The sequence below is a fragment of the Pantoea sp. At-9b genome, assembly GCF_000175935.2.
GTDB lineage: Bacteria > Pseudomonadota > Gammaproteobacteria > Enterobacterales > Enterobacteriaceae > Pantoea.
Window position 1 is genome coordinate 1,285,359 of record NC_014837.1, and the last position, 21,196, is coordinate 1,306,554.

The following is a 21,196-nucleotide window of genomic DNA, read 5'->3' on the forward strand; positions in this document are numbered from 1 at the left end:
ACGCGTTTTCAGGAGCAGGAACAGAGCATGAGTCAGATCATTCACCGCAGTCTACGTAGCACGCCCGCCGTGGCGGTGAGCGCGCAAGGGGCTTACATCACCGATATCAGTGGTAAGCGTTATCTTGATGCCTGCGGGGGGGCGGCCGTTTCCTGCCTTGGGCATGCTCATCCTGAGGTGTTGGCGGCGATGCACCGTCAGATTGATCAACTGGCCTATGCACATACCAGCTTTTTCACCAGTGAAACCGTTGAACAACTGGCCGCGCAGTTAACCCGCACCGCGCCGGGCGATCTGAATTATGCCTACTTCGTTTCTGGCGGCTCAGAAGCGGTGGAAACCGCGCTGAAACTGGCGCGTCAGTATTTTGTCGAGATTGGCCAGCCTGAACGCACGACCTTTATCGCGCGCAAGCAGAGTTATCACGGCAACACCCTTGGCGCGCTGGCGGTGGGCGGTAACGAGTGGCGTCGCCGCCAGTTTGCGCCGCTGCTGATGGATGTGGTGCGTGTTTCGGCGTGCAATGAGTATCGCGACCGCCGCGACGATGAGAGCCAGCAACAATATACCCAGCGTCTGTTGAATGAACTGGAAGAGGCGATCCTGACCGCCGGGCCGGAGAAAATCATCGGTTTCTGCGCGGAAACGGTCGTCGGTGCCACCACCGGGGCTACGCCGCCCACCCCTGGCTATTTTCAGGGCGTGCGCCGTTTATGCGACAAGTACGGCATCCTGTATATCGCGGATGAAGTGATGTGTGGCATGGGACGCACCGGCACCTTGCATGCTTTTGAGCAGGATGGCGTGGTACCGGATATCGTCACTATCGCCAAAGGCTTGGGGGGCGGATATCAGCCGATTGGCGCAGTGCTGGCGAGCGAAAAAATTGTGGCAGCGTTACAGGCGGGCAGTGGTCTGTTCCAGCATGGTCATACCTACATCTGTCACGCCACGGCCGCCGCCGCCGCACTGGCTGTGCAGCAAATCATTGAGCGCGACAACCTGCTAGCGCAGGTTCAGCAGCAGGGGGCTTATCTGCAACAGGCGTTACGCGAAGTATTGGGCGCCTTGCCGCATGTGGGAGACACTCGCGGGCGCGGTTTGTTCGCGGGCGTGGAACTGGTGCAGGACAAAGCCAGTAAGACCCCGTTCGATCCGGCACTGAAGTTACATGCGGCGATTAAAGCGCACTGTATGGAACGTGGCTTAATGGTGTATCCGATGGGCGGCACCCTCGACGGTCAGTATGGCGATCATATCCTGATCGCACCGCCGTTTATCGTCACTCGTCCGCAGCTGGATTTTGTCGTGGATACGCTGCATCAGGTGATTAGCGCAGAAACGCGCAAGCTGGCGGGAGGGTAATCATGAACCGTTTACCGCCGCTGGCCGAGCAGCAATGGAGCGATGAACAGCGCCAGTTGGCCGAAGAGATCATCAACGGACCGCGCGGTGCCTTGTTGCCGCCGTTTGAACCCCTGTTACGCAGCCCGGAGCTGATGGCCCATGCACAGCGTATGGGAGAGTACTTACGATATCGCAGCGCGCTGGGTCAACGTCTGTCGGAGCTGGCGATTCTGCTTACGGCTCGTCACTGGTCACAGCCGGTGGAATGGGCGATTCATGCACCCATCGCCCGGGAAAAAGGGATCTCCGCCCACGCCGTTGAGGCCATTAATGCCCAGCGCTTGCCCGATGATTTACAGGACGATGAGTGGGTGGTGTATCACTTCTGCCAGCAGTTGCATCAGCAGAAAAAAGTGAATGACGACATCTGGCAACAGGCCATCACCCTGTGGGGTGAAAAAGGTGTGGTCGATCTGATAGGTATTAACGGTTATTACAGTTTTCTTTCCATGATAATGAATGGCGCACAGACGCCAGTACCCGACACCAGGGATTTTATTATCCCCGCATAAGTGGTTCACTCGAAAATAAGGGTTGGTCACCGGCCCTTATTCCCCGTGCTGAATAACATGGATTATTAATGGTAGCCAATATTTATTGTGCTGCGCGAATGCTACTGCCTGCTGTTTCACTGACGCTGAGGGTTATTATGTCTGCATTTTTTTCAAAATTAAAAGTTACACTGGCGCTGGTTGCCTGCTCGGCAACATTTTCTGCGATGGCGCAGGATAAATTGGTGGTCGGTGTTGATACCGCGTTTGTTCCTTTCGAATTTAAACAAGGCGATAAATATGTCGGTTTTGACATCGACTTATGGGACGCTATTGCACAGAAAATGCATGTGAGCTATGAATTACGCCCGATGGATTTCGGTGGATTAATTCCAGGCCTGCAATCACGTAATCTGGACGTGGCAATGGCGGGCATTACCATTACTGATGCGCGCAAACAGGTAGTTGATTTTAGCGAGGGTTATTACGACGCCGATTTATTAATGGCGGTGAAAAGCAGCGATCATGCCATCACCAAATTTAGCGATCTGGCAGGTAAAAAAGTGGGACTGAAACAGGGTACTGCTGCTGCCAGCTTTATGAAAGCCAAATATAAAGCGGACTACGTTGAGTTCCCGAATATCGACAACGCCTACCTTGATTTGCAGGCCGGTAATCTCGATGCCGTGGTACATGATTCGCCGAACGTACTCTACTACGTGAAAACGGCGGGCGATGGCAAAGTGAAGTCTACCGGGGAGACCGACAGCATCCTGCCGCAGCAGTACGGCTTTGCGATGCAGAAAAACAGTAGCTGGACGCCGAAAGTCAATGCGGCGCTGCAAGCATTACGCGCTGACGGCACTTACAACAAAATCTACGTTAAGTGGTTTGATAAACAACCTAAATAACCCTGTCAGGCCGGTGGCAACCGGCCTGAGTTCAGCTGAATTGGTCGTGCTATGAATTTCGAAACCAAATATATATGGGAATCTCTGCCGCTGTTATTGCAGGGATTACAATTGACGTTGATTATCTCCCTCTCGGGGTTGCTGGGCGGTTTTGTTATTGGACTGCTGGCGGGAACCTGCCGTGCTTTGGGGGGGCGTATCACAAAAACGATATCATTGATCTTCGTTGAGCTTATTCGCGGTACACCGATTATGGTGCAAGTGATGTTTATTTACTTCGCGCTGCCGATGGTGTTACCGATTCGTATCGATCCGGTGAGTGCCGCGATTGTTACTATTATTATTAACTCGGGTGCCTATATTGCGGAAATTACCCGCGGTGCCATTCTATCAATTAATAAAGGTTTTAAAGAAGCCAGTCTGGCGATGGGGTTATCGCAACGCAGCACGCTGTGGTACGTGATTATGCCGCTGGCGTTACGGCGTATGATTCCGGCGCTGGGTAACCAATGGATTATCAGCATTAAAGACACCTCTTTGTTTATTGTTATTGGGGTGGCTGAATTAACGCGTCAGGGCCAGGAAATTATCGCGGGTAACTTCCGCGCGCTGGAAGTCTGGACGGCGGTCGCACTGATTTATCTGCTGGTGACGCTGTGCTTGAGTTTTCTGCTGAAACAACTGGAGAAAAGGATCCATATTTTATGAGCATGGTTGAATTTACGGCGGTCTCCAAGCATTTCGGTGCGACTCAGGTGCTGCACGATATCAATTTAAAAATTGCTGCTGGGGAAGTGGTGGTGATTATCGGCCCTTCGGGGTCGGGTAAATCGACGCTGTTGCGTTGTATTAATAAGCTGGAGGAGATTTCATCCGGCACGCTGCTGGTGGCGGGCATGCATATCACCGATCCCCACGCCAACGAGTGTGATATCCGCCGCGAAGCGGGTATGGTATTCCAGCAATTCCATCTGTTTCCGCATCTGACGGCGCTGGAGAACGTGATGTTTGGTCCGATCCGCGTGCGTAAGCAGAGCAAAGCGGCGGCACGCGAGCAGGCGCTGGCGCTGCTGGATCGCGTTGGGTTGCGCGAACGTGCCAATCACTATCCTTCCGAACTGTCGGGGGGCCAGCAGCAGCGTGTCGCGATTGCCCGTGCGCTGGCGGTGAAGCCGAAAATGATGCTGTTTGATGAGCCGACTTCAGCCCTGGACCCGGAGCTGCGCCATGAGGTGCTAAAGGTGATGCGCTCGCTGGCGGATGAAGGCATGACGATGGTCATCGTTACCCATGAGATCGGTTTTGCCCGTGACGTCGCATCGCGGCTTATCTTTATTGATGGCGGCACCATTGCTGAAGATGGCCCACCTGATATCCTACTCAATGCCAGCAGCAATCCGCGTCTGAGAGAGTTTTTGCAGCACGTTTCCTGAATATAAGTGAATGATAACCCCATGAAAAAAATCGCAATCAGTGGTTCTGCTTTTGCCGTCGGTAAACAGTTAGGTGAGTTTGGCCACGATGCCTGGCATCAGAAACTGACGCAAACCCGGCTGTGGCAAACGGTGATCGCCATGCAGGGATCTGAACAGCTACAGGCGATGCGCGCGGCGGTCATTGCCCGCTATCCGCTGATTTGGCAGGAGCTGGAGGGTATGGCGCAGGGGCTGGGCGTTGCGGTTGACGACGTCTTCGCCTGGAACTGCCGTGGCGATTTAGTCCGTTCCACCTCGGACGGTTGTACCACGGTGGCGGGCAGCAATGCGGCGGGCGAATGGATCATCGCCCACAACGAAGATGGCTTCCCGCAGCTGCGCGAGGATTGTGCGCTGGTCAGCATCACGCCGGATGATGGGCTGGGGTTTACCAGTTTTGCCTATCCCGGCTCGATTCCCGGCCACACTTTTGCCGTGAATGAGAAGGGCATCGTCAACACGGTGAACAATATCCGTGCCTTACACCGTCCGGCAGGTTTACCCCGTCAGGTACTGGCGCGCGCCGCGTTAAATGCGGCGACGCTGGACGAAGCCGTGCTTCAGTTAACCACGCATACGCGTGCCGGGGCTTTTCATCATACCCTGGGACAAATGGGGGATAGCCGCGTATTCAGTGTCGAAGCGACCGGCTCGGGCTGTTCCATCGTGCAGGTGGCACAAGTGATAGGTCATGCTAACCACCTTATTCACCCGGTGATGGACGATGTACAGCAGGTGGTCACCGCCAGCTCGGCATCGCGCCAGGCCAGATTGCAACACTGGCAGGCCAGTCAGTCAGAACTGGATGGGGCGGCGGCCAAAACGATTTTGTCAGAACAACATGATGCTGAACTGCCGATTTACCGTTTATCAGCACAGGATCCGGATGAAGAAAACACCCTCGCCACAGCGGTATTCACCCTGGGAACTCATCAGGTTGATTGGCAGGTATTCACGCTGGATCGTCAGGTTGCCGCGTTGCAGGGCCGCGTCAGTTAATGGTCAGGCCGTCACCGTCGCGATGACGGCCTGATTGAACAGGGTTACTGGCTGGTGCCGTCGGTTTTAGTATTGACATCACCGCTACCTGTTTGGGTCTGAACCTTCTTATTCATATCCGGGCATTTGCCCTCTTTACACTGACTGTTTTTATGAATCTCGCTGGCCGACATATTACTGCTGTCAGTGCTACCTGACGTGGCCGCGCTATTCACATCCGTGTTGTTAATTTTGCTGTTATCGACTTTATTCGGTGGCAGGTTCTGCTTTGCGCCACCCGCCGCCGCACCGGCATCCGCTGCCTGATTGGCGGTCCCATTATTGCTGTCAGCCGCCATCGCGGCACCACTACCCAGTGTCATTGCTGCCGTCAGAAAGATAATTGCAAACTTATTCATCATTATGCTCCTTTAATTAATGACCGTTGCCGTCATAAACCCGGTGGTGCAGTTTGACGAAAATAAAGCACCGCGACGGAATATAATTCCATCGGTGATGTGATATGTGAATTTAAATAATGAAGATTATTTAATACGTGGTGCTTACTATTAAAAGTCTAGTGTAAAACCGCATAAATGCAAATTTCGCTTATACCCTTTCCCGGCGTGGGTAATTTACAGCGCCAGTCTGACGGGCTACATTGGACGGGTTGCGCCCGGCGCGCGCCGGGCCAGAAATTGAATGGAATACCTATGAATTACCAGAACGACGATTTAAGAATCAAAGAAATCAAAGAATTATTACCTCCCGTTGCGCTGCTTGAAAAATTCCCCGCGACCGATAGCGCGGCTCAAACCGTCGCAAAAGCCCGTCAGGCGATCCACCATATTCTGCATGGCAAAGACGACCGCCTGCTGGTGATCATCGGACCTTGCTCGATTCATGACACTGCGGCGGCAAAAGAGTATGCCGGGCGTTTACTGAAGCTGCGTGATGAGCTGAGCGGCGAGCTGGAAGTGGTGATGCGCGTCTATTTTGAGAAACCGCGTACCACTGTGGGTTGGAAAGGGTTGATCAACGATCCTTATATGGACGGCAGCTTCCAGATTAATGATGGCCTGCGTCTGGCGCGCAAACTGCTGGTGGATATCAACGATACCGGTCTGCCTGCGGCAGGTGAGTTCCTCGATATGATTACGCCGCAATACGTGGCGGATCTGATGAGTTGGGGCGCGATTGGCGCACGTACCACCGAATCACAGGTACACCGTGAGCTGTCTTCCGGTCTTTCCTGCCCGGTAGGTTTCAAAAACGGCACCGACGGCACCATCAAAGTGGCGATTGACGCCATCAATGCGGCCAGCGCGCCACACTGCTTCCTGTCAGTCACCAAGTATGGTCATTCGGCGATTGTCGAAACCAGCGGCAACGAAGATTGCCATATTATCCTGCGTGGCGGCAAAGAGCCGAACTACAGTGCTCACCACGTAGCAGCGGTGAAAACCGGGCTGGAGAAAGCGGGTCTGACACCCCAGGTGATGATCGACTTTAGCCACGCCAACAGCAGCAAACAGTTCCAACGCCAGATGGTGGTGGCGGAAGATGTGGCGCAGCAGATTGCGGGCGGTGAGCAGGGCATTACCGGCGTGATGCTGGAGAGTAATCTGGTGGAAGGCAACCAGAGCCTCGATAGCGACGAGCCGCTGGTGTACGGCAAAAGCGTGACCGACGCCTGTATCGGCTGGGAAGACACTGACAAAGTGCTGCGTCAGTTAGCGCAGGCGGTTAAACAGCGTCGCGGTTAATTTGGCGTTGGTGTGAATAAAAAGGCCAGACTTGCGTCTGGCCTTCTTTTTTACTTCGCTTTACCCTGGTTTGCCACGGCTGCTGCTTTTGCAGCGATCTCGTCGGCATCACCCAGATAGTAACGTTTCAGCGGCTTGAAGTTCTCGTCGAATTCATACACCAACGGCACGCCAGTTGGGATGTTCAGTTCGAGGATTTCGTCTTCGCTCAGGTTGTCGAGGTATTTCACCAGGGCACGCAGCGAGTTGCCGTGTGCGGCGATGATCACTTTCTCACCGCTCTTAATGCGCGGCAGAATGCTGTCGTTCCAGTAAGGGATCACGCGTTCGATGGTCAGTGCCAGGCTTTCGGTGGTTGGCAGCTGGGCATCAGTCAGTGATGCATAACGCGGGTCGTGGCCCGGGAAACGCTCATCGCTGCGATCCAGTTCTGGCGGGGTCACCGCGAAGCCGCGACGCCATTGTTTCACCTGATCGTCGCCATATTTGGCAGCGGTTTCTGCTTTGTCCAGACCCTGCAACGCACCGTAGTGACGTTCGTTCAGACGCCAGCATTTTTCAACCGGCAGCCAGGCCTGGTCCAGCTCGTCCAGTACATTCCACAGGGTGTGGATGGCACGTTTCAGCACGGAGGTGTAGGCAAAATCGAATACGAAACCTTCTTTCTTCAGCAGCTGACCGGCTGCTTTGGCTTCGGTGCGACCCTTATCGGACAGATCCACATCGTACCATCCGGTGAAGCGGTTTTCCTGATTCCACTGGCTTTCGCCGTGGCGCACCAGAACCAGCTTAGTTACGGCCATAGCTTAACTCCTTAATGCTTGATGTATTATAGAAACCGGCGGCGGCCACCTGATGAAGCGGCTCACTGATAGCGCCATACCATAGCGGAAAACATCGCACTGCGTAAGCCTGTCAGCGACGCAGTGCGCGTTTTTCATCCGGCGGGTCAGTGCGGGGTGAGGCGATAACGCGTCACTGACTGCCAACTGTCGCCAGGTTGCAACCAGCAATCCGGTTGCGGCCACTCAGTATGGTTGGGCGAATCCGGTAAAAATTCACTCTCTAAGGCGATGCCCTGGAAAGCAGTATAGCTTCCCTGCTCACGGGCGCGTGTTCCCTCCAGATAGTTACCGGAGTAGAACTGTAGCGCCGGGGCAGCGGTAAACACGCTTAGCTCCAGCTTGCCGTCGGCTGACCACAGTCGGGCGGCGGGCTGGCTGCTGTCACCCGCGGTATTCAGCAGAAACGCATGGTCATAACCTTTTACCGCTTTCTGATCGTCATCGGCGAGGAAGTCATCGGCCACGGTTTTCGGCTGGCGAAAATCGAAGCTGGTTCCCTCTACCGCTTTCAGCGGCGCATTGGGGATGCCTTCACTGTCGACGGGCAGATAACGGTCCGCCAGCAGTTGTAAGCGATGCTGGCGCGCGTCGCCATGATGCGCGTCAAGGTTAAAGTAAGCATGGTTGGTCAGGTTGACCGGGCAGGGCTGATCGGTGCTCGCCTGATAGCTGATCGACAAGCAGTTGTCGTCATCGAGATGATAGTGCAGATCGGCAATCAGATTGCCGGGGAAACCCTGATCGCCATCTGGCGAGTCGAGGCGATAGTGCACCTCGTTTTCGCTCTGGCTGATGATTTGCCAACGGCGCTTATCAAAACCTTCCGGTCCGCCATGCAACTGATGCTCACCCTGATTAGCCGCCAGTGTCAGATTCAGCGGCTTTAGCGTGGCGTTGGCAATGCGGTTCGCATAGCGACCCACGGTGGCACCGAGATACGCATCCTGGTGCAGATAATCCGATGGGGTAGCGCAGCCGAGCAGCGCTTCACGCACGCTGCCATCCTGCATCGGCACGCGCGCCGACAGCCAGGTGGCCCCCCAGTCCATAAACGTCACCACCATACCGTTGCGATTACGTAACACGGTAATGCGCCACGGTTGTCCATCCGGGGCATGTGATTGCACATCATTTACCATTGGCCAGCTCCTTCAGAGGCTTTGCACACGTAGAAGGTTTCTTTGATACCGGTTTTGGCTTCGTACTGCTCGGCCACTGCCGCCTGCACCTGATCAACCAGATCAGTGGGCATCAACGCCACGATGCAGCCACCAAAACCGCCGCCGGTCATACGCACACCACCGCGCGGTCCGATCTCAGCTTTGACGATCTCTACCAACTGGTCAATCGGTGGCACGGTGATTTCGAAATCGTCACGCATTGAAGCATGCGACTCGGCCATCAGCTTACCCATAAGTGTCAGGTCACCTGCGCTCAGGGCATCGGCGGCTTCCAGCGTGCGTGCATTCTCGGTAATCACGTGGCGTACACGTTTTGCCACCAACGGATCGAGCTGCGCTTCAGCGGCGGTGAATTCCGCCAGGGTGACATCGCGCAGCGCGGGTTTATTAAAGAAACGCGCCCCGGTTTCACACTGTTCACGGCGGGTGTTGTATTCACTGCCCACCAGTGTCCGGCGGAAGTTGGAGTTGATGATCACCACCGCGACATCGGCCGGCATGGGTACCGCACGGGTGCTGAGGCTACGGCAATCCAGCAGCATGGCATGATCCTGCTTACCCAGCGCGGAAATCAGCTGATCCATGATGCCGCAGTTACAGCCGACAAACTGGTTTTCCGCTTCCTGACCGTTCACCGCAATCGCGGCACCGTCGAGCGGCAGTTGATACAGCTGCTGGAATACGGTGCCGACCGCCACTTCCAGTGACGCCGAGGAGCTCAGGCCCGCCCCCTGCGGCACGTTGCCGCTGATCACCATATCCACGCCACCAAAGCTGGCATCGCGTTTTTGCAGATGTTTCACGACACCACGCACATAATTGGCCCACATTGGCTCGCTGAGCGGCTCAATTGGCGCATCCAGCGAAAAGCTATCTTGCTGGTTGTCATAATCCACCGCCACCACGCGCACCTGGCGGTCATCGCGTTTGGCGCAGGCAATCACGGTTTGATAATCAATGGCGCAGGGCAGGACGAAACCATCATTATAGTCGGTGTGTTCACCAATCAGGTTAACGCGACCCGGTGCCTGGATGCTGTGGCTCGGCTGATAACCAAATGTCTCGACGAACGTCTGTTGTGTAATGGATTTTAATGACATTTATTGCGCCTCGCGGAAATGGACATCGCTGACAGAACGCAGGCGTTCAGCCGCCTGTTCTGCCGTTAAATCACGTTGGGTTTCGGCCAGCATTTCATAGCCAACCATAAATTTGCGTACCGTTGCTGAACGCAGCAGCGGCGGATAGAAATGGGCATGCAGCTGCCAGTGTTCGTTGGCTTCACCGTTAAAGGGCGCGCCATGCCAGCCCATGGAGTAGGGGAAGGAGCACTGGAACAGATTGTCGTAACGACTGGTGAGCAGCTTGATCGCCAATGCCAGATCTTTGCGCTGCGCCTCGGTCAGATCGGTGAGGCGTTTCACCGGGGCTTTCGGCAGCAGCAGCGTTTCAAACGGCCATGCCGCCCACCAGGGCACCACCGCCAGCCAGTGATCGGTTTCCACCACGGTTCGGCTGCCATCGTTCAATTCGCGCGCGACATAGTCCACCAGCATTGGCGTGCCTTTTTCGGCGAAGTAGCGACGCTGGAGATGGTCTTCCCGCTGGGCCTCGTTGGGTAAAAAGCTGTTCGCCCATACCTGACCGTGCGGATGCGGGTTGGAGCAGCCCATTGCTGCACCTTTGTTTTCAAACACCTGCACCCACGGATAGTGTTGACCGAGATCCGCGGTTTGTTCCTGCCAGGTCCGCACGATCTCTTCCAGTGCGCTGAGCGGGAGTTCCGGCAGGGTTTTGCTGTGGTCCGGCGAGAAGCAGATCACCCGACTGGTGCCGCGCGCGCTTTCGCAGCGCATCAGCATATCGTCGCTTTGTGGTGCATCCGGCGTGTCGGTCATTAAGGCGGCAAAGTCATTGGTGAAGACGTAAGTGCTTTTATAATCAGGATTTTTATCACCAGTGATGCGCGTATTCCCGGCGCAAAGGAAGCAGTCGGGATCGTGTGTCGGCAAGGTTTCCAGCGCCGGAGTTTCCTGTGCACCCTGCCACGGACGCTTGGCGCGATGCGGTGAAACCAATACCCATTGATCGCTCAGCGGGTTGTAACGGCGATGTGGATGATCGACCGGGTTAAATTTTTCCATGTTGGGTCCTGGTAAACGACAAACAGATAAAAATGGCTGCGTTCAAAGTAGCATAAAGGTCAGACTGAAAGCGTGATCCAGTCTGGATAAATGGTATCGTTTACACAAGGTGACGATTCTCATTTTGTGGGGTTATCAGACGTACTTGCTGAATATGTGGGCAATGGAATGGTAACGGTTACATTGATGATGTGATGCGTGATAAATCACGCCGCTAGCGTAGCGGCGCGATTTATCACGCGGGTTTTCGGTTCGTTAATGCAGCTTTTCCTGCTGATAGCCATAACCGCCTTCATCCTGCGCGACAAAGCTCAGGCGATGGGTGATGCATTGTGGCGCATCTTCGGCGTGGTGGGAAACAAACAGCAATTGGGTACGGCCTTCGCCAATCAGCACATCCACGAAACGCCGCACCAGTTGACGGTTGATCGGGTCCAGCCCCTGCAATGGCTCATCGAGGATCAGCAGTGCCGGATGTTTCACCAGTGCACGAGCAATCAGCACCAGCCGCTGTTGGCCCCAGGAGAGGCTATGGAATGGCGCATCGGCCAGCGCGTTATCCATCCCCAGCAATGCCAGCCACTGACGCGCCAGCGATTTTTGCCGATCCGATACCGCCTGATACAGGCCGATAGAATCAAAGAAGCCGGAGAGGATCACGGTACGGACGTTGGCGCTGACGCGGTAATCAAGGTGCAGGCTGCTGCTGACGTAGCCAATATGTTGCTTGATGTCCCAGATGGTTTCCCCGCTGCCACGGCGGATGCCAAACAGGGTTAAATCGTTGCTATAGCCCTGCGGATGGTCGCCGGTCACCAGGCTGAGCAGAGTGGATTTACCCGCGCCATTGGGGCCGATAATCTGCCAGTGCTCGCCGGGATTCACCTGCCAGCTCAGGCCATTGATAATCGGTTTGTCGTTATAGGAAACCACGCCGTTACGTAACATCACGCGTGGCGCATCCTCCGCCAGATGCGGAATTTGATCGGGGGCGTCGGCCTCCGGTAACGCCATACCGGACAGCTTTTCACTGTGCGCCAGTTGGGCGACCAGTGCTTCCGCCAGAATCGCTTTACGCGCGCCAGTGTGCGTCAGGGTACATTCCGCCAGCACGCCAACGTGCTGCACAAAATCAGGAATATCATCAAAGCGGTTCAGTACCAGCACCACGGTGTAACCCTGCTGATGCAGGTCACTCAGGGTCTGCGCCAGACTGGCGCGCGAGGCCACGTCCAGACCGTCAAACGGTTCATCGAGGATCAGCAGATCCGGCTGCGCCATTAATGCCTGACACAACAGGGTCTTACGCGTTTCACCGGTTGAGAGATATTTGAAGCGGCGATCCAGCAGATAGCTGATGCCAAACTGCTGCGCCAACGCCTGGCAACGCGCCTCATCGTTGACGTCATCCTGAATGATCTGCGCCGCTGTCCGGCCAGTGTCATCTTCACCTTCGCTGAGCATATCGGTGTTGTTGCGTTCCCACTCTTCGGTCACCAGCTTTTGCAGCTGTTCCAGTGATAACCGTGTGGGACGTTGAAAATTCTGGCTGACGCTGCCTTTGCCTGGCGGTAATTCACCCGACAGCGCGCGGGCCAGCGAGGATTTGCCGCTGCCGTTGGCACCAACAAATGCCCAGCTTTCACCGCTGTTGATGGTTAAATCATTAAGGGACAGTACTCGGGTGTCGCTAAGACGAAACGTGCCTTGCGAAATTTGCAATGAAGCCATGATTTGTTCCATTTTATGCATCGTGTCACTCAGTTTTAGCGACCGCTGCGGGTGAAGTCAAATCATGGACGGGATTTCAGAGCAGTGTGGCAATGATGGCGTGTTCCGCATTAAAACTGGCGGTGACCGGGTCGCCAGGTTGTAGATTCTGCTGGGCTACCTCACTATTCGGTACGGTGGCGCAGAGGATTTCGCCGCCTGGCAGCGCCATTAACACCTCGCTGACCAGCTCACCGGGATCGATGGCGGTAATCTGCACCGACAATTGATTATCGCCGCTGCTGGCAGTACGGCTCACCTGAATCCACGGCGCTTTGATCAGCACCAGCACCTCTTTGCCGCTTTCCAGTTGCAAGCGCTCGGCGCTGCGCTGCGTCAGGGCTACCTGCAAACGGGTGACGCCATCGCTTAACAATACGTCAAGATGCTGCACCACTTGCTGATGGTCGCGCGCCAGCACGGTGCCGAATAGCTGATTGCGTGCGCTGGTTTGCAGTGAAAAGCGCGCGATGGCGGCCAGCAGACTATCAAGCGGCAGGCTGTCGTTTTGCAGCACATCGAAGGCTTTCTGTTGGATCTGCTCCATCAGCTGGAACAACTGGATCAGGCGTTCACCATAGCGTGTCAGCTGTGCGCCGCCGCCGCCTTTGCCGCCGGTCGCGCGTTCCACCAGGGTTTGATCCGCCAGCCCGTTCATGTCGTTGATGGCGTCCCAGGCACTCTTGTAACTGATACCCGCCAGTTTTGCCCCCTGACTGATGGAGCCGGTTTCCCTAATTCGCTTCAGGAGTTCGATACGGCGTGGATCGGCAAACAACTTCTGCTGCAGACGAATATGGAGAGAGAGTTCAGCTTGCATGTCGGCTCCTTAAGTTAATGGCACCAATTGTATGCGCTAAAGTAAAAGCACGAAAAGGGCATGGCACTTTATTCTCAAGCCGTTACAATCACTTTTTTATCATTTACGTGAGGTTTCCATGCTGGAACTGCTAAAAAGTCTGGCTGTAGCCGTCATTATGGTGCCAATTGTAATGGCGATCATGCTGGGGTTGATTTACGGCCTGGGTGAAGTTTTTAACGTCATCTCTAAATTTGGCCGCCGCGACGATCGTCCCGCCAACAGCTCACAACATTGATTCCTGCAACGCCCGCTATCTGCGGGCGTTTTGCACTTAACTTCCGCCAAATCCTGCCGATATAAACTCCATGACAGCATCGAAGCCTGCGTTGTAGTATTCAGTATATAACGTAACAAGGAGCTAAAAATGCTATCAAAACATTACCGCTGGGGTGCCGCTGCCGTTCTGACCTTCTCACTGGCCGGACAGGCACTGGCTGCGGAGAAAATCACCGTTTTTGCCGCGGCCTCACTGACTAACGCGTTGCAGGATATCGCCACGCAATACCAGAAAAAAACCGGCGTAGAAGTGGTGTCGTCCTTTGCATCGTCTTCGGTGCTGGCGCGTCAGATTGAGCAGGGCGCACCGGCAGATTTGTTTATCTCTGCTGACCAGCAGTGGATGGACGATGCAGTGGCGAAAAAAAGCGTCATCGATAACACGCGTTATACCCTGCTGGGTAACGATTTGGTGTTGGTGGCACCGCGTAGCGAGAGCGCCAAAGCGGTAACCATTAATGCGCAAACCGACTGGAAAAGTTTGCTGCAAGGCCAGCGTCTGGCGGTTGGCGACCCGGATCATGTGCCCGCTGGCATTTACGCGAAAGAAGCGTTACAGAAGCTGGGCGCGTGGGATACGTTAGTGCCGGTACTGGCTCCGGCCAATAACGTGCGTGCAGCGCTGGCGCTGGTGGAACGTAACGAAACGCCTTACGGCATCGTCTACGGTTCCGATGCGGTAGCCAGCCAAAAAGTACAGGTGGTCGGTCGTTTCCCGGAAGACAGCCACAAGCCCGTCGAATATCCGATGGCGATCGTCAAAGAACATCAGCGTGCGCCGGTAGAAGCCTTCTACAACTATTTGCAGGGGCCGGATGCCGCCGCAGTGTTTAAACAGTATGGATTTACGCCGAAGAAATGATATTGAGTGATCCCGAATGGCAGGCGGTGTTTCTCAGCCTGAAAGTTTCCACTGTGGCGGTGTTGTGCAGCCTGCCGTTGGGCATCCTGATGGCCTGGATTCTGGCGCGTTGTCAGTTTCCAGGTAAAACCCTGCTCGATAGTGTTATCCATTTGCCGCTGGTGCTGCCACCGGTGGTGGTTGGCTATTTGCTGCTGATTGCCCTTGGGCGACGCGGTTTTATCGGCGCATGGTTGTATGATTGGTTTGGTTTCAGCTTTGCTTTTAGCTGGCGTGGCGCAGTGGTGGCGGCGGCGGTAATTGCTTTCCCGCTGATGGTGCGTGCCATTCGCCTGGCGCTGGAAGCGGTGGATACCAAACTGGAACAGGCGGCGCGCACCCTCGGTGCAGGGCGCTGGCGCGTATTCTTCACCATTACTTTACCCTTAACCTTTCCCGGCATTATTGTCGGCACGGTGCTGGCCTTTGCCCGTTCGCTGGGCGAATTTGGTGCCACCATCACCTTCGTGTCGAATATACCTGGTGAAACCCGCACTATCCCGTCAGCCATGTTTACCCTGATTGAAACACCGGGGGCGGAAAATGCCGCCGCGCGTCTGTGTGCGGTAGCGATCTTGCTGGCGTTGTTATCGTTAGTGGCGTCGGAACTGCTGGCCCGCTGGGGCCGTAAGCGGTTGGGGGTTTAATGCTGACACTGAACTTTTCCCAACAGTTGGGCACGCATCAACTGGATGTGGATGTGCAAATTCCCGGCAAGGGCATCACCGCGATTTTTGGTGTTTCCGGCGCGGGGAAAACCTCGCTGATTAACGCGATAGGCGGTTTAACCCAACCACAGCAGGGGCAGATCAAACTGGATGAACGGCTATTGTTTGATGCCGCCAGCGGAGTGAATTTACCGCCGGAAAAACGTCGTATCGGTTATGTCTTTCAGGATGCCCGTCTGTTCCCGCATTACAGCGTGCGCGGTAATCTGCAATACGGTATGGCGGCAGCGATGAAAGCGCAGTTCGATAGCCTGGTGGCGTTATTGGGCCTTGAAGCGTTATTGCGTCGTTCGCCGTCGTCGCTGTCTGGCGGGGAAAAACAGCGCGTGGCGATTGGTCGCGCATTACTGACGGCACCGGATATGCTGTTGATGGATGAGCCACTGGCCTCACTGGATTTGCCGCGTAAACGCGAGCTGATGCCTTACCTGCAAAAGCTGGCGAAGCAGGTGGATATTCCGTTGTTGTACGTGTCACACAGCCTCGACGAGATCCTGCAACTGGCGGATAACGTGCTGGTGCTGGATGGCGGCAAGGTCAAAGCCTTTGGCTCACTGGAGAAGGTCTGGAGCAGCGCGGCCATGCGACCATGGCTGCCGGCCAGCGATCGCACCAGTGTGTTACGCGTGCAGGTGCTGGAGCAGCATCCTGATTATCCGATGACTGCGCTGTCGCTGGGGGATCAACATATCTGGGTCAGCCGGGTTAATCAGCCGTTGAAAACCGCCTTACGCATCCGAATCGCGTCAGCTGATGTGTCGCTGGCGTTGCAGCCGCCGCAAAACACTTCGATTCGCAATATCCTGCCCGCGCAAGTGGTTGAGTTGCTGGAGATTGATGATCAGGTAGAAGTTAAGCTGCGCATTGGCATCAGCGAGCTGTGGGCGCGCATTTCGCCGTGGGCGCGCGACGAGCTGGGCATTCGGCCTGATCAGTGGCTGTATGCCCAGATTAAAAGCGTGTCGATTACCGCCTGATTACAGGATTTCCTGGTAAATCACCTCGGCAATGCCAGGCTCCAGATTGGTGCCAATCACCTTGCGCGCGCGTGCTTTGATCGCGTCATCGGCATTGCCCATCGCCACGCCCAGACCGACGTGTTCCAGCATGCTAAGGTCGTTGTAGTTATCACCAAACGCCAGCACGTCTTGCATGCTCAATCCCTGGCTTGCCACCCATTGCGCGAGGCGTTTGCCTTTGCTGTTGCCGCGCTGCGCGATATCCACCTGATCGTGCCATGACCATTCACATGCCAGTCCCAGTTCGGCTTCGGTGCGCTCGGCAAACTGTTGCAGCGCCTGGGTATCGGCATGGGACAGGGCGAATTTCCAGATCGACTGTGCATCCTGCGCGGCCTGCACCAGGCTCGGCACATGGAGGAAGGTTGGACGTTGTGCTGCGGGCAGCGATTCCGCCCAGTTAAGAGTACGGGTCACGTGGCCGGTCGGCTCCTGGTAAAGCATCGCGTCATCGACATACAGCAGACCGTGAATTTGCTGCTCATCCAGCATCTCAATCACCCGTAACGCCTGTGATTTTTCCAGCGGATCGGATGCCAGCACCTTTTTAGTCTGATAATCATACAAATAGGTGCCGTTACAGCAGATAGCGGGTGTATCCAGCTTCAGTGCCTGATAAAAAGGATGGATGGCACAATGGTGGCGACCGGTAACAATCAGCACTTTGACGCCTGCCTGCTGCGCGCGGGCCAGGGCTTCAAGGGATTCAGGCAGAATGGTTTTACGCGGGGTCAACAGGGTGCCGTCGAGATCAAGGGCGATTACGCGGTAGCTCATTACTCTTTCCGTCTGGGTTACAAAGCAAACAGTCTACACCGGGTGACCGCTTTGAGACAAAAAGCAGGGCACAAATGATTCCTGCGCGGCAAAATGAAACGCGCTACAGTGATACCCTTTCAGCAAGCCGAACAAGGAGAACGCATGAAACAAGTCGTGTATACCGCCAGCCCCGAGAGCCAGCAGATTCACGCCTGGCAGTTACAGGAAGATGGCACGCTGACGTTATTACAGGTGACGGATGTCGCCGGTCAGGTGCAGCCGATGGTGGTCAGCCCGAAGAAAGATTTCCTCTATGTTGGCGTGCGTCCGAATTTTCGCGTGCTGGCGTACCGCATTGCCGCAGATGGCACCCTGAGCGAAGCCGGTGAGGCACCGCTGCCGGGCAGCCCGACGCACATTTCTACCGATCGTCAGGGTAACTTCCTGTTTTGTGGTTCTTACAATGACGCTTGTGTCAGCATCAGTCCGATTGGCAGCGATGGTCTGCCGCAGGCACCGAGCCAGGTGATCGGCGGGCTGGAGGGGTGTCACTCCGCCAATATTGATGTGAAAAATCAGACACTGTTTGTTCCGGCGCTGAAGCAGGATCGCATTTGTTTGTTCCAGTTGGGCAGCGATGGCAGCCTGACACCCGCCGCACAAGCCCAGGTCACCACCGTAGAGGGCGCTGGCCCACGTCATATGGCGTTCCACCCCAATGGCCACTACAGCTACTGCGTCAACGAACTGGACAGCAGCGTGGATGTCTGGGCGTTAAGCAATGCACACGGTGAAGTGGAACGTGTGCAGAGCCTGAATATGATGCCTGCGGATTTCAGCGGTACCCGCTGGGCTGCGGATATCCACCTGACGCCGGATGGCCGTTTCCTGTATGCCTGCGATCGTACCAACAGCACCATTACGGTGTTCAGCGTCAGCGAAGATGGTGGCCTGCTGAACATTGAAGGCTTCCAGCCGACAGAGACACAGCCGCGTGGTTTTAACATCGACCACAGTGGTCAATACCTGGTGGCGGCGGGACAGAAATCGCACCATATCGAGGTGTATAAAATTAGCGACGATCGCGGTCTGTTGACGCCACTGGCGCGCTATGCCGTCGGACAAGGCCCGATGTGGGTGGTGATTCACCCGTTGGGATAAGTTGTTACATTTATACTCAGACGGCACGATTTATCACCCGCTGCTGGCGAACAGAGGCAACGTCACGTGATAAATTGTGTCGCTACTTGAGGGGCGGTTCTCAACCATTGAGCTGCCGCAACTCTCCTTCACTCAGACCGGTCAATTTCATGATGGTGTTCAGGTCGAATTGTTCACGAAGCATACGTTGTGCCAATTCCAACATCACTTCCTGTCGCCCCTCCTTCCGCCCTTCCTGGCGTCCTTCCTGACGAGACTCCTGCCGCCACTGTTCTTCGATTGTCATAATTTTACCCTCAAGTTGCGGTTTAGCCTGGATCAGTATTTTGACGATCTTTTCACGATCGTCGGTGTTGCCGTATCGCAGCAGATAAAAGACTACGTCGATTGAGAGATCATCATTGTAATCCAGAGCCAGGAGTGTTGCCATTGGGTCTATATTTTCCAATATGTCTCGCAGGCGTATGATTTTATGCGCCATTTCTAATCGGGCCACATCGCGGTGTGCCATGATTTCCTCGTCAGGAATAACAGTGACATCAACTAAAGGAAAGGAATGGCAAAAAATCTGTTTAGCCAGAACCGGGTTGCGGAATGATTCCAGCCAGTTCATGGAGTAGGGATAGGGGCTGGTTTTCCCTTGATAGAACAAAATAGGAATGACCAGTGGCACGTCGTGATGGCCTTCATCAAGGTGCCGCTGTATGGCAGCAAGGGTATAACGCATCATGCGAAGAGTCATATGCTTATCAGGCGTGCTTTGATGCTCAATCAGGGCATAGATATAGCCCTCTCCATCATCGGTTTTCATGGATAGCAGCACGTCTGAATACAGTGCACTCAGATCCCGTTCAATAAAGGTGGTCGGTACGACTTGCAGTTTATCCAGATCGCAGTGCTCACGAATGGATTGCGGCAGGTGAATCTCCAGGAATTGCCTGGCGACAGGGAGATGACTGAGAAACTTTTTGAACAGCGCATCATGCGGGGCGGAGACGACACTCATAACCTCATTCCTGTCTGTGCTATCGGCGTGCCGGGACGTTAACACAGGTACTATCCCCCTGAAATAAAAGACATAAAATCATCAGGGGAATTTAAGGTGTTCAGATTATATTCAGGGTAATGTCAGCAAATCTGGCGTCTACCGTTTGGCTCGCTACCCCTGAAAATGATGCGAAAAATCCAGCGCGTCGCGCACGGCATCGGTCAGCGTTGCCAGCTCCGCAGGCGTAATCACATAGGGTGGCATCAGATAAATCAAACGCCCAAACGGGCGAATCCACACGCCACGCTCGACAAAGAACTGTTGCAGCGCCGCCATATTCACTGCCTGCTGCGTTTCAATCACACCAATCGCCCCCAGAACGCGCGCATCCGCGACCGCCGGATGGTGAGCCAACGGCAGCAAGGCCGCACGCAACTGTTGTTCAATCCGCGCCACCTGCTCAGGCCAGTGACCTTCATTCACGATCTTCAGGCTCTCGACTGCCACCGCGCAGGCCAGCGGATTGCCCATAAAGGTTGGGCCATGCATAAAGCAGCCAGCCGCGCTGTTGCTGATGGTATCGGCCACCTCACGGGTGGTGAGGGTGGCGGAGAGCGTCATGGTGCCGCCCGTCAGGGCTTTACCCAGACACAAGATATCCGGCACGATGCCAGCGTGTTCGCAGGCGAACAGTTTGCCACTGCGACCAAAACCGGTGGCGATCTCGTCGGCAATCAACAGCAAACCGTAGCGATCGCACAGTTCACGCACCCGCTGCAAATAGCGTGGATGATAAAAACGCATACCGCCTGCGCCCTGCACGATGGGTTCGAGGATCACCGCTGCAATCTGTCGGTGATGGTGTTCCGCCAGGCGGGCAAAATCCGCGAAATCCGCCTCATCCCACACCGCAGCAAATCCCCGCTCAGGCGCGGCTGCGAACAGGTGCTCCGGCAGATAACCACGCCACAAACTATGCATCGAGTTATGCGGATCGCACACCGACATCGCGGCAAAGGTGTCACCGTGATAACCGCGTTTCAGGGTGAGGAATTTTTGCCGGGTTTCGTTACGTCCCAACCAGTATTGCAGCGCCATTTTCATCGCAACTTCGACGGCGATCGACCCCGAATCGGCGAGGAACACGCATTCGAGTGCTTCTGGCGTCATCGCCACCAACTGACGGCACAGCTCCACCGCCGCCGGGTGGGTGATACCGCCAAACATCACGTGTGACATCTGCGTCAGTTGGGTCTGCAATGCCTGATTGAGGCGCGGATGGTTATATCCGTGAATGGCGGCCCACCATGACGACATGCCATCCACTAATTCACGGCCATCCGCCAGCTGCAACTGGCAGCCCTGCGCCGCGACAACCGGGTAGCAGGGCAGGGGATCACGCATTGAGGTGTAGGGATGCCAGATATGCTGGCGGTCGAAATTGAGATCGTCCTGAGTGAACATGGGTGTTGTAAACCAAAAATAAAAAATATAGTTTACAAGTATAACCACGTTAATCGTCAGGATGAACCCT

General features: G+C 55.2%; 22 protein-coding genes. 12 read left to right on the forward strand and 10 right to left on the reverse strand.

Going from position 1 to position 21,196, the window contains the following annotated elements:
* Positions 1-27: 27 nt before the first annotated feature.
* The 6 genes from PAT9B_RS05805 to PAT9B_RS05830 all read left to right on the forward strand — a co-directional run bounded on the left by PAT9B_RS05805 (position 28) and on the right by PAT9B_RS05830 (position 5,283).
* A complete protein-coding gene (locus PAT9B_RS05805) occupies positions 28-1,365 on the forward strand; it encodes an aspartate aminotransferase family protein (protein ID WP_041525910.1) in 1,338 nt (445 codons plus the stop codon).
* 2 nt (positions 1,366-1,367) lie between these two features.
* On the forward strand, positions 1,368-1,919 hold the full coding sequence (locus PAT9B_RS05810) for a carboxymuconolactone decarboxylase family protein (RefSeq protein ID WP_013508325.1): 552 nt from the start codon (positions 1,368-1,370) through the stop codon (positions 1,917-1,919).
* A 137-nt stretch (positions 1,920-2,056) separates the two neighbouring features.
* Entirely contained in the window at positions 2,057-2,809 is a 753-nt protein-coding gene (gene glnH, locus PAT9B_RS05815; RefSeq protein ID WP_013508326.1) for a glutamine ABC transporter substrate-binding protein GlnH, read from the forward strand.
* Positions 2,810-2,860: 51 nt separating this feature from the next.
* The gene (gene glnP, locus PAT9B_RS05820) at positions 2,861-3,517 is read left to right on the forward strand and encodes a glutamine ABC transporter permease GlnP (protein WP_013508327.1); all 657 of its coding nucleotides are present in this window, start codon (positions 2,861-2,863) and stop codon (positions 3,515-3,517) included.
* A 2-nt stretch (positions 3,518-3,519) separates the two neighbouring features.
* Complete coding sequence (gene glnQ / locus PAT9B_RS05825; protein ID WP_041525911.1) at positions 3,520-4,242, forward strand: glutamine ABC transporter ATP-binding protein GlnQ; 723 nt, start codon at positions 3,520-3,522, stop codon at positions 4,240-4,242.
* Between the two features lie 21 nt (positions 4,243-4,263).
* A complete protein-coding gene (locus PAT9B_RS05830; RefSeq protein WP_013508329.1) occupies positions 4,264-5,283 on the forward strand; it encodes an acyl-CoA--6-aminopenicillanic acid acyl-transferase in 1,020 nt (339 codons plus the stop codon).
* Positions 5,284-5,327: 44 nt separating this feature from the next.
* Here PAT9B_RS05830 and PAT9B_RS05835 read toward each other — a convergent pair whose 3' ends face one another.
* Positions 5,328-5,684 (reverse strand): YbgS-like family protein, encoded by a 357-nt coding sequence (locus tag PAT9B_RS05835; RefSeq protein WP_041525745.1) that lies wholly within the window; start codon positions 5,682-5,684, stop codon positions 5,328-5,330.
* A 291-nt stretch (positions 5,685-5,975) separates the two neighbouring features.
* On the opposite strand from PAT9B_RS05835, the gene aroG reads away from it, so the two are divergent.
* The gene (gene aroG / locus PAT9B_RS05840; protein WP_013508331.1) at positions 5,976-7,028 is read left to right on the forward strand and encodes a 3-deoxy-7-phosphoheptulonate synthase AroG; all 1,053 of its coding nucleotides are present in this window, start codon (positions 5,976-5,978) and stop codon (positions 7,026-7,028) included.
* A 50-nt stretch (positions 7,029-7,078) separates the two neighbouring features.
* Here aroG and gpmA read toward each other — a convergent pair whose 3' ends face one another.
* From gpmA to modE, 6 genes are all read right to left on the reverse strand, one after another.
* Positions 7,079-7,831: a 2,3-diphosphoglycerate-dependent phosphoglycerate mutase gene (gene gpmA, locus PAT9B_RS05845; protein WP_013508332.1), complete on the reverse strand. Its 753-nt coding sequence runs from the start codon at positions 7,829-7,831 to the stop codon at positions 7,079-7,081.
* A gap of 146 nt (positions 7,832-7,977) precedes the next feature.
* A complete protein-coding gene (gene galM, locus PAT9B_RS05850; protein ID WP_013508333.1) occupies positions 7,978-9,012 on the reverse strand; it encodes a galactose-1-epimerase in 1,035 nt (344 codons plus the stop codon).
* A complete protein-coding gene (galK, locus tag PAT9B_RS05855) occupies positions 9,006-10,154 on the reverse strand; it encodes a galactokinase (protein WP_013508334.1) in 1,149 nt (382 codons plus the stop codon). The genes galM and galK overlap by 7 nt, the downstream gene beginning before the upstream one ends.
* Positions 10,155-11,198 carry a galactose-1-phosphate uridylyltransferase gene (gene galT, locus PAT9B_RS05860; RefSeq protein ID WP_013508335.1) on the reverse strand — a complete coding sequence of 348 codons (1,044 nt, stop codon included), beginning with the start codon at positions 11,196-11,198 and terminating at the stop codon, positions 10,155-10,157. It lies immediately after the preceding gene.
* Between the two features lie 255 nt (positions 11,199-11,453).
* Positions 11,454-12,929 carry a molybdate ABC transporter ATP-binding protein ModF gene (gene modF / locus PAT9B_RS05865; RefSeq protein ID WP_083810324.1) on the reverse strand — a complete coding sequence of 492 codons (1,476 nt, stop codon included), beginning with the start codon at positions 12,927-12,929 and terminating at the stop codon, positions 11,454-11,456.
* Positions 12,930-13,005: 76 nt separating this feature from the next.
* A complete protein-coding gene (gene modE / locus PAT9B_RS05870; RefSeq protein ID WP_013508337.1) occupies positions 13,006-13,788 on the reverse strand; it encodes a molybdenum-dependent transcriptional regulator in 783 nt (260 codons plus the stop codon).
* A 118-nt stretch (positions 13,789-13,906) separates the two neighbouring features.
* Between modE and PAT9B_RS29615 the strand changes: the two genes are divergently transcribed.
* The 4 genes from PAT9B_RS29615 (at position 13,907) to modC (ending at position 16,712) form a co-directional block, all read left to right on the forward strand.
* Entirely contained in the window at positions 13,907-14,065 is a 159-nt protein-coding gene (locus PAT9B_RS29615; RefSeq protein ID WP_013508338.1) for an AcrZ family multidrug efflux pump-associated protein, read from the forward strand.
* Between the two features lie 129 nt (positions 14,066-14,194).
* Positions 14,195-14,968, forward strand: a complete 774-nt coding sequence (modA, locus tag PAT9B_RS05880) for a molybdate ABC transporter substrate-binding protein (RefSeq protein ID WP_013508339.1) — start codon at positions 14,195-14,197, stop codon at positions 14,966-14,968.
* The gene (gene modB / locus PAT9B_RS05885) at positions 14,965-15,654 is read left to right on the forward strand and encodes a molybdate ABC transporter permease subunit (RefSeq protein WP_013508340.1); all 690 of its coding nucleotides are present in this window, start codon (positions 14,965-14,967) and stop codon (positions 15,652-15,654) included. The genes modA and modB overlap by 4 nt, the downstream gene beginning before the upstream one ends.
* Positions 15,654-16,712, forward strand: coding sequence for a molybdenum ABC transporter ATP-binding protein ModC (gene modC / locus PAT9B_RS05890; RefSeq protein ID WP_013508341.1), 1,059 nt, complete (start codon positions 15,654-15,656; stop codon positions 16,710-16,712). The genes modB and modC overlap by 1 nt, the downstream gene beginning before the upstream one ends.
* On the opposite strand, the gene PAT9B_RS05895 is transcribed toward modC, so the two are convergent.
* Positions 16,713-17,531: a pyridoxal phosphatase gene (locus PAT9B_RS05895; protein WP_013508342.1), complete on the reverse strand. Its 819-nt coding sequence runs from the start codon at positions 17,529-17,531 to the stop codon at positions 16,713-16,715.
* Positions 17,532-17,675: 144 nt separating this feature from the next.
* On the opposite strand from PAT9B_RS05895, the gene pgl reads away from it, so the two are divergent.
* Positions 17,676-18,674: a 6-phosphogluconolactonase gene (gene pgl / locus PAT9B_RS05900; RefSeq protein ID WP_013508343.1), complete on the forward strand. Its 999-nt coding sequence runs from the start codon at positions 17,676-17,678 to the stop codon at positions 18,672-18,674.
* A gap of 100 nt (positions 18,675-18,774) precedes the next feature.
* Here pgl and PAT9B_RS05905 read toward each other — a convergent pair whose 3' ends face one another.
* Both PAT9B_RS05905 and bioA read right to left on the reverse strand, forming a co-directional pair.
* Positions 18,775-19,680, reverse strand: a complete 906-nt coding sequence (locus PAT9B_RS05905) for an Rpn family recombination-promoting nuclease/putative transposase (protein ID WP_013508344.1) — start codon at positions 19,678-19,680, stop codon at positions 18,775-18,777.
* A 153-nt stretch (positions 19,681-19,833) separates the two neighbouring features.
* Entirely contained in the window at positions 19,834-21,126 is a 1,293-nt protein-coding gene (gene bioA / locus PAT9B_RS05910) for an adenosylmethionine--8-amino-7-oxononanoate transaminase (RefSeq protein ID WP_013508345.1), read from the reverse strand.
* Positions 21,127-21,196 lie beyond the last annotated feature (70 nt).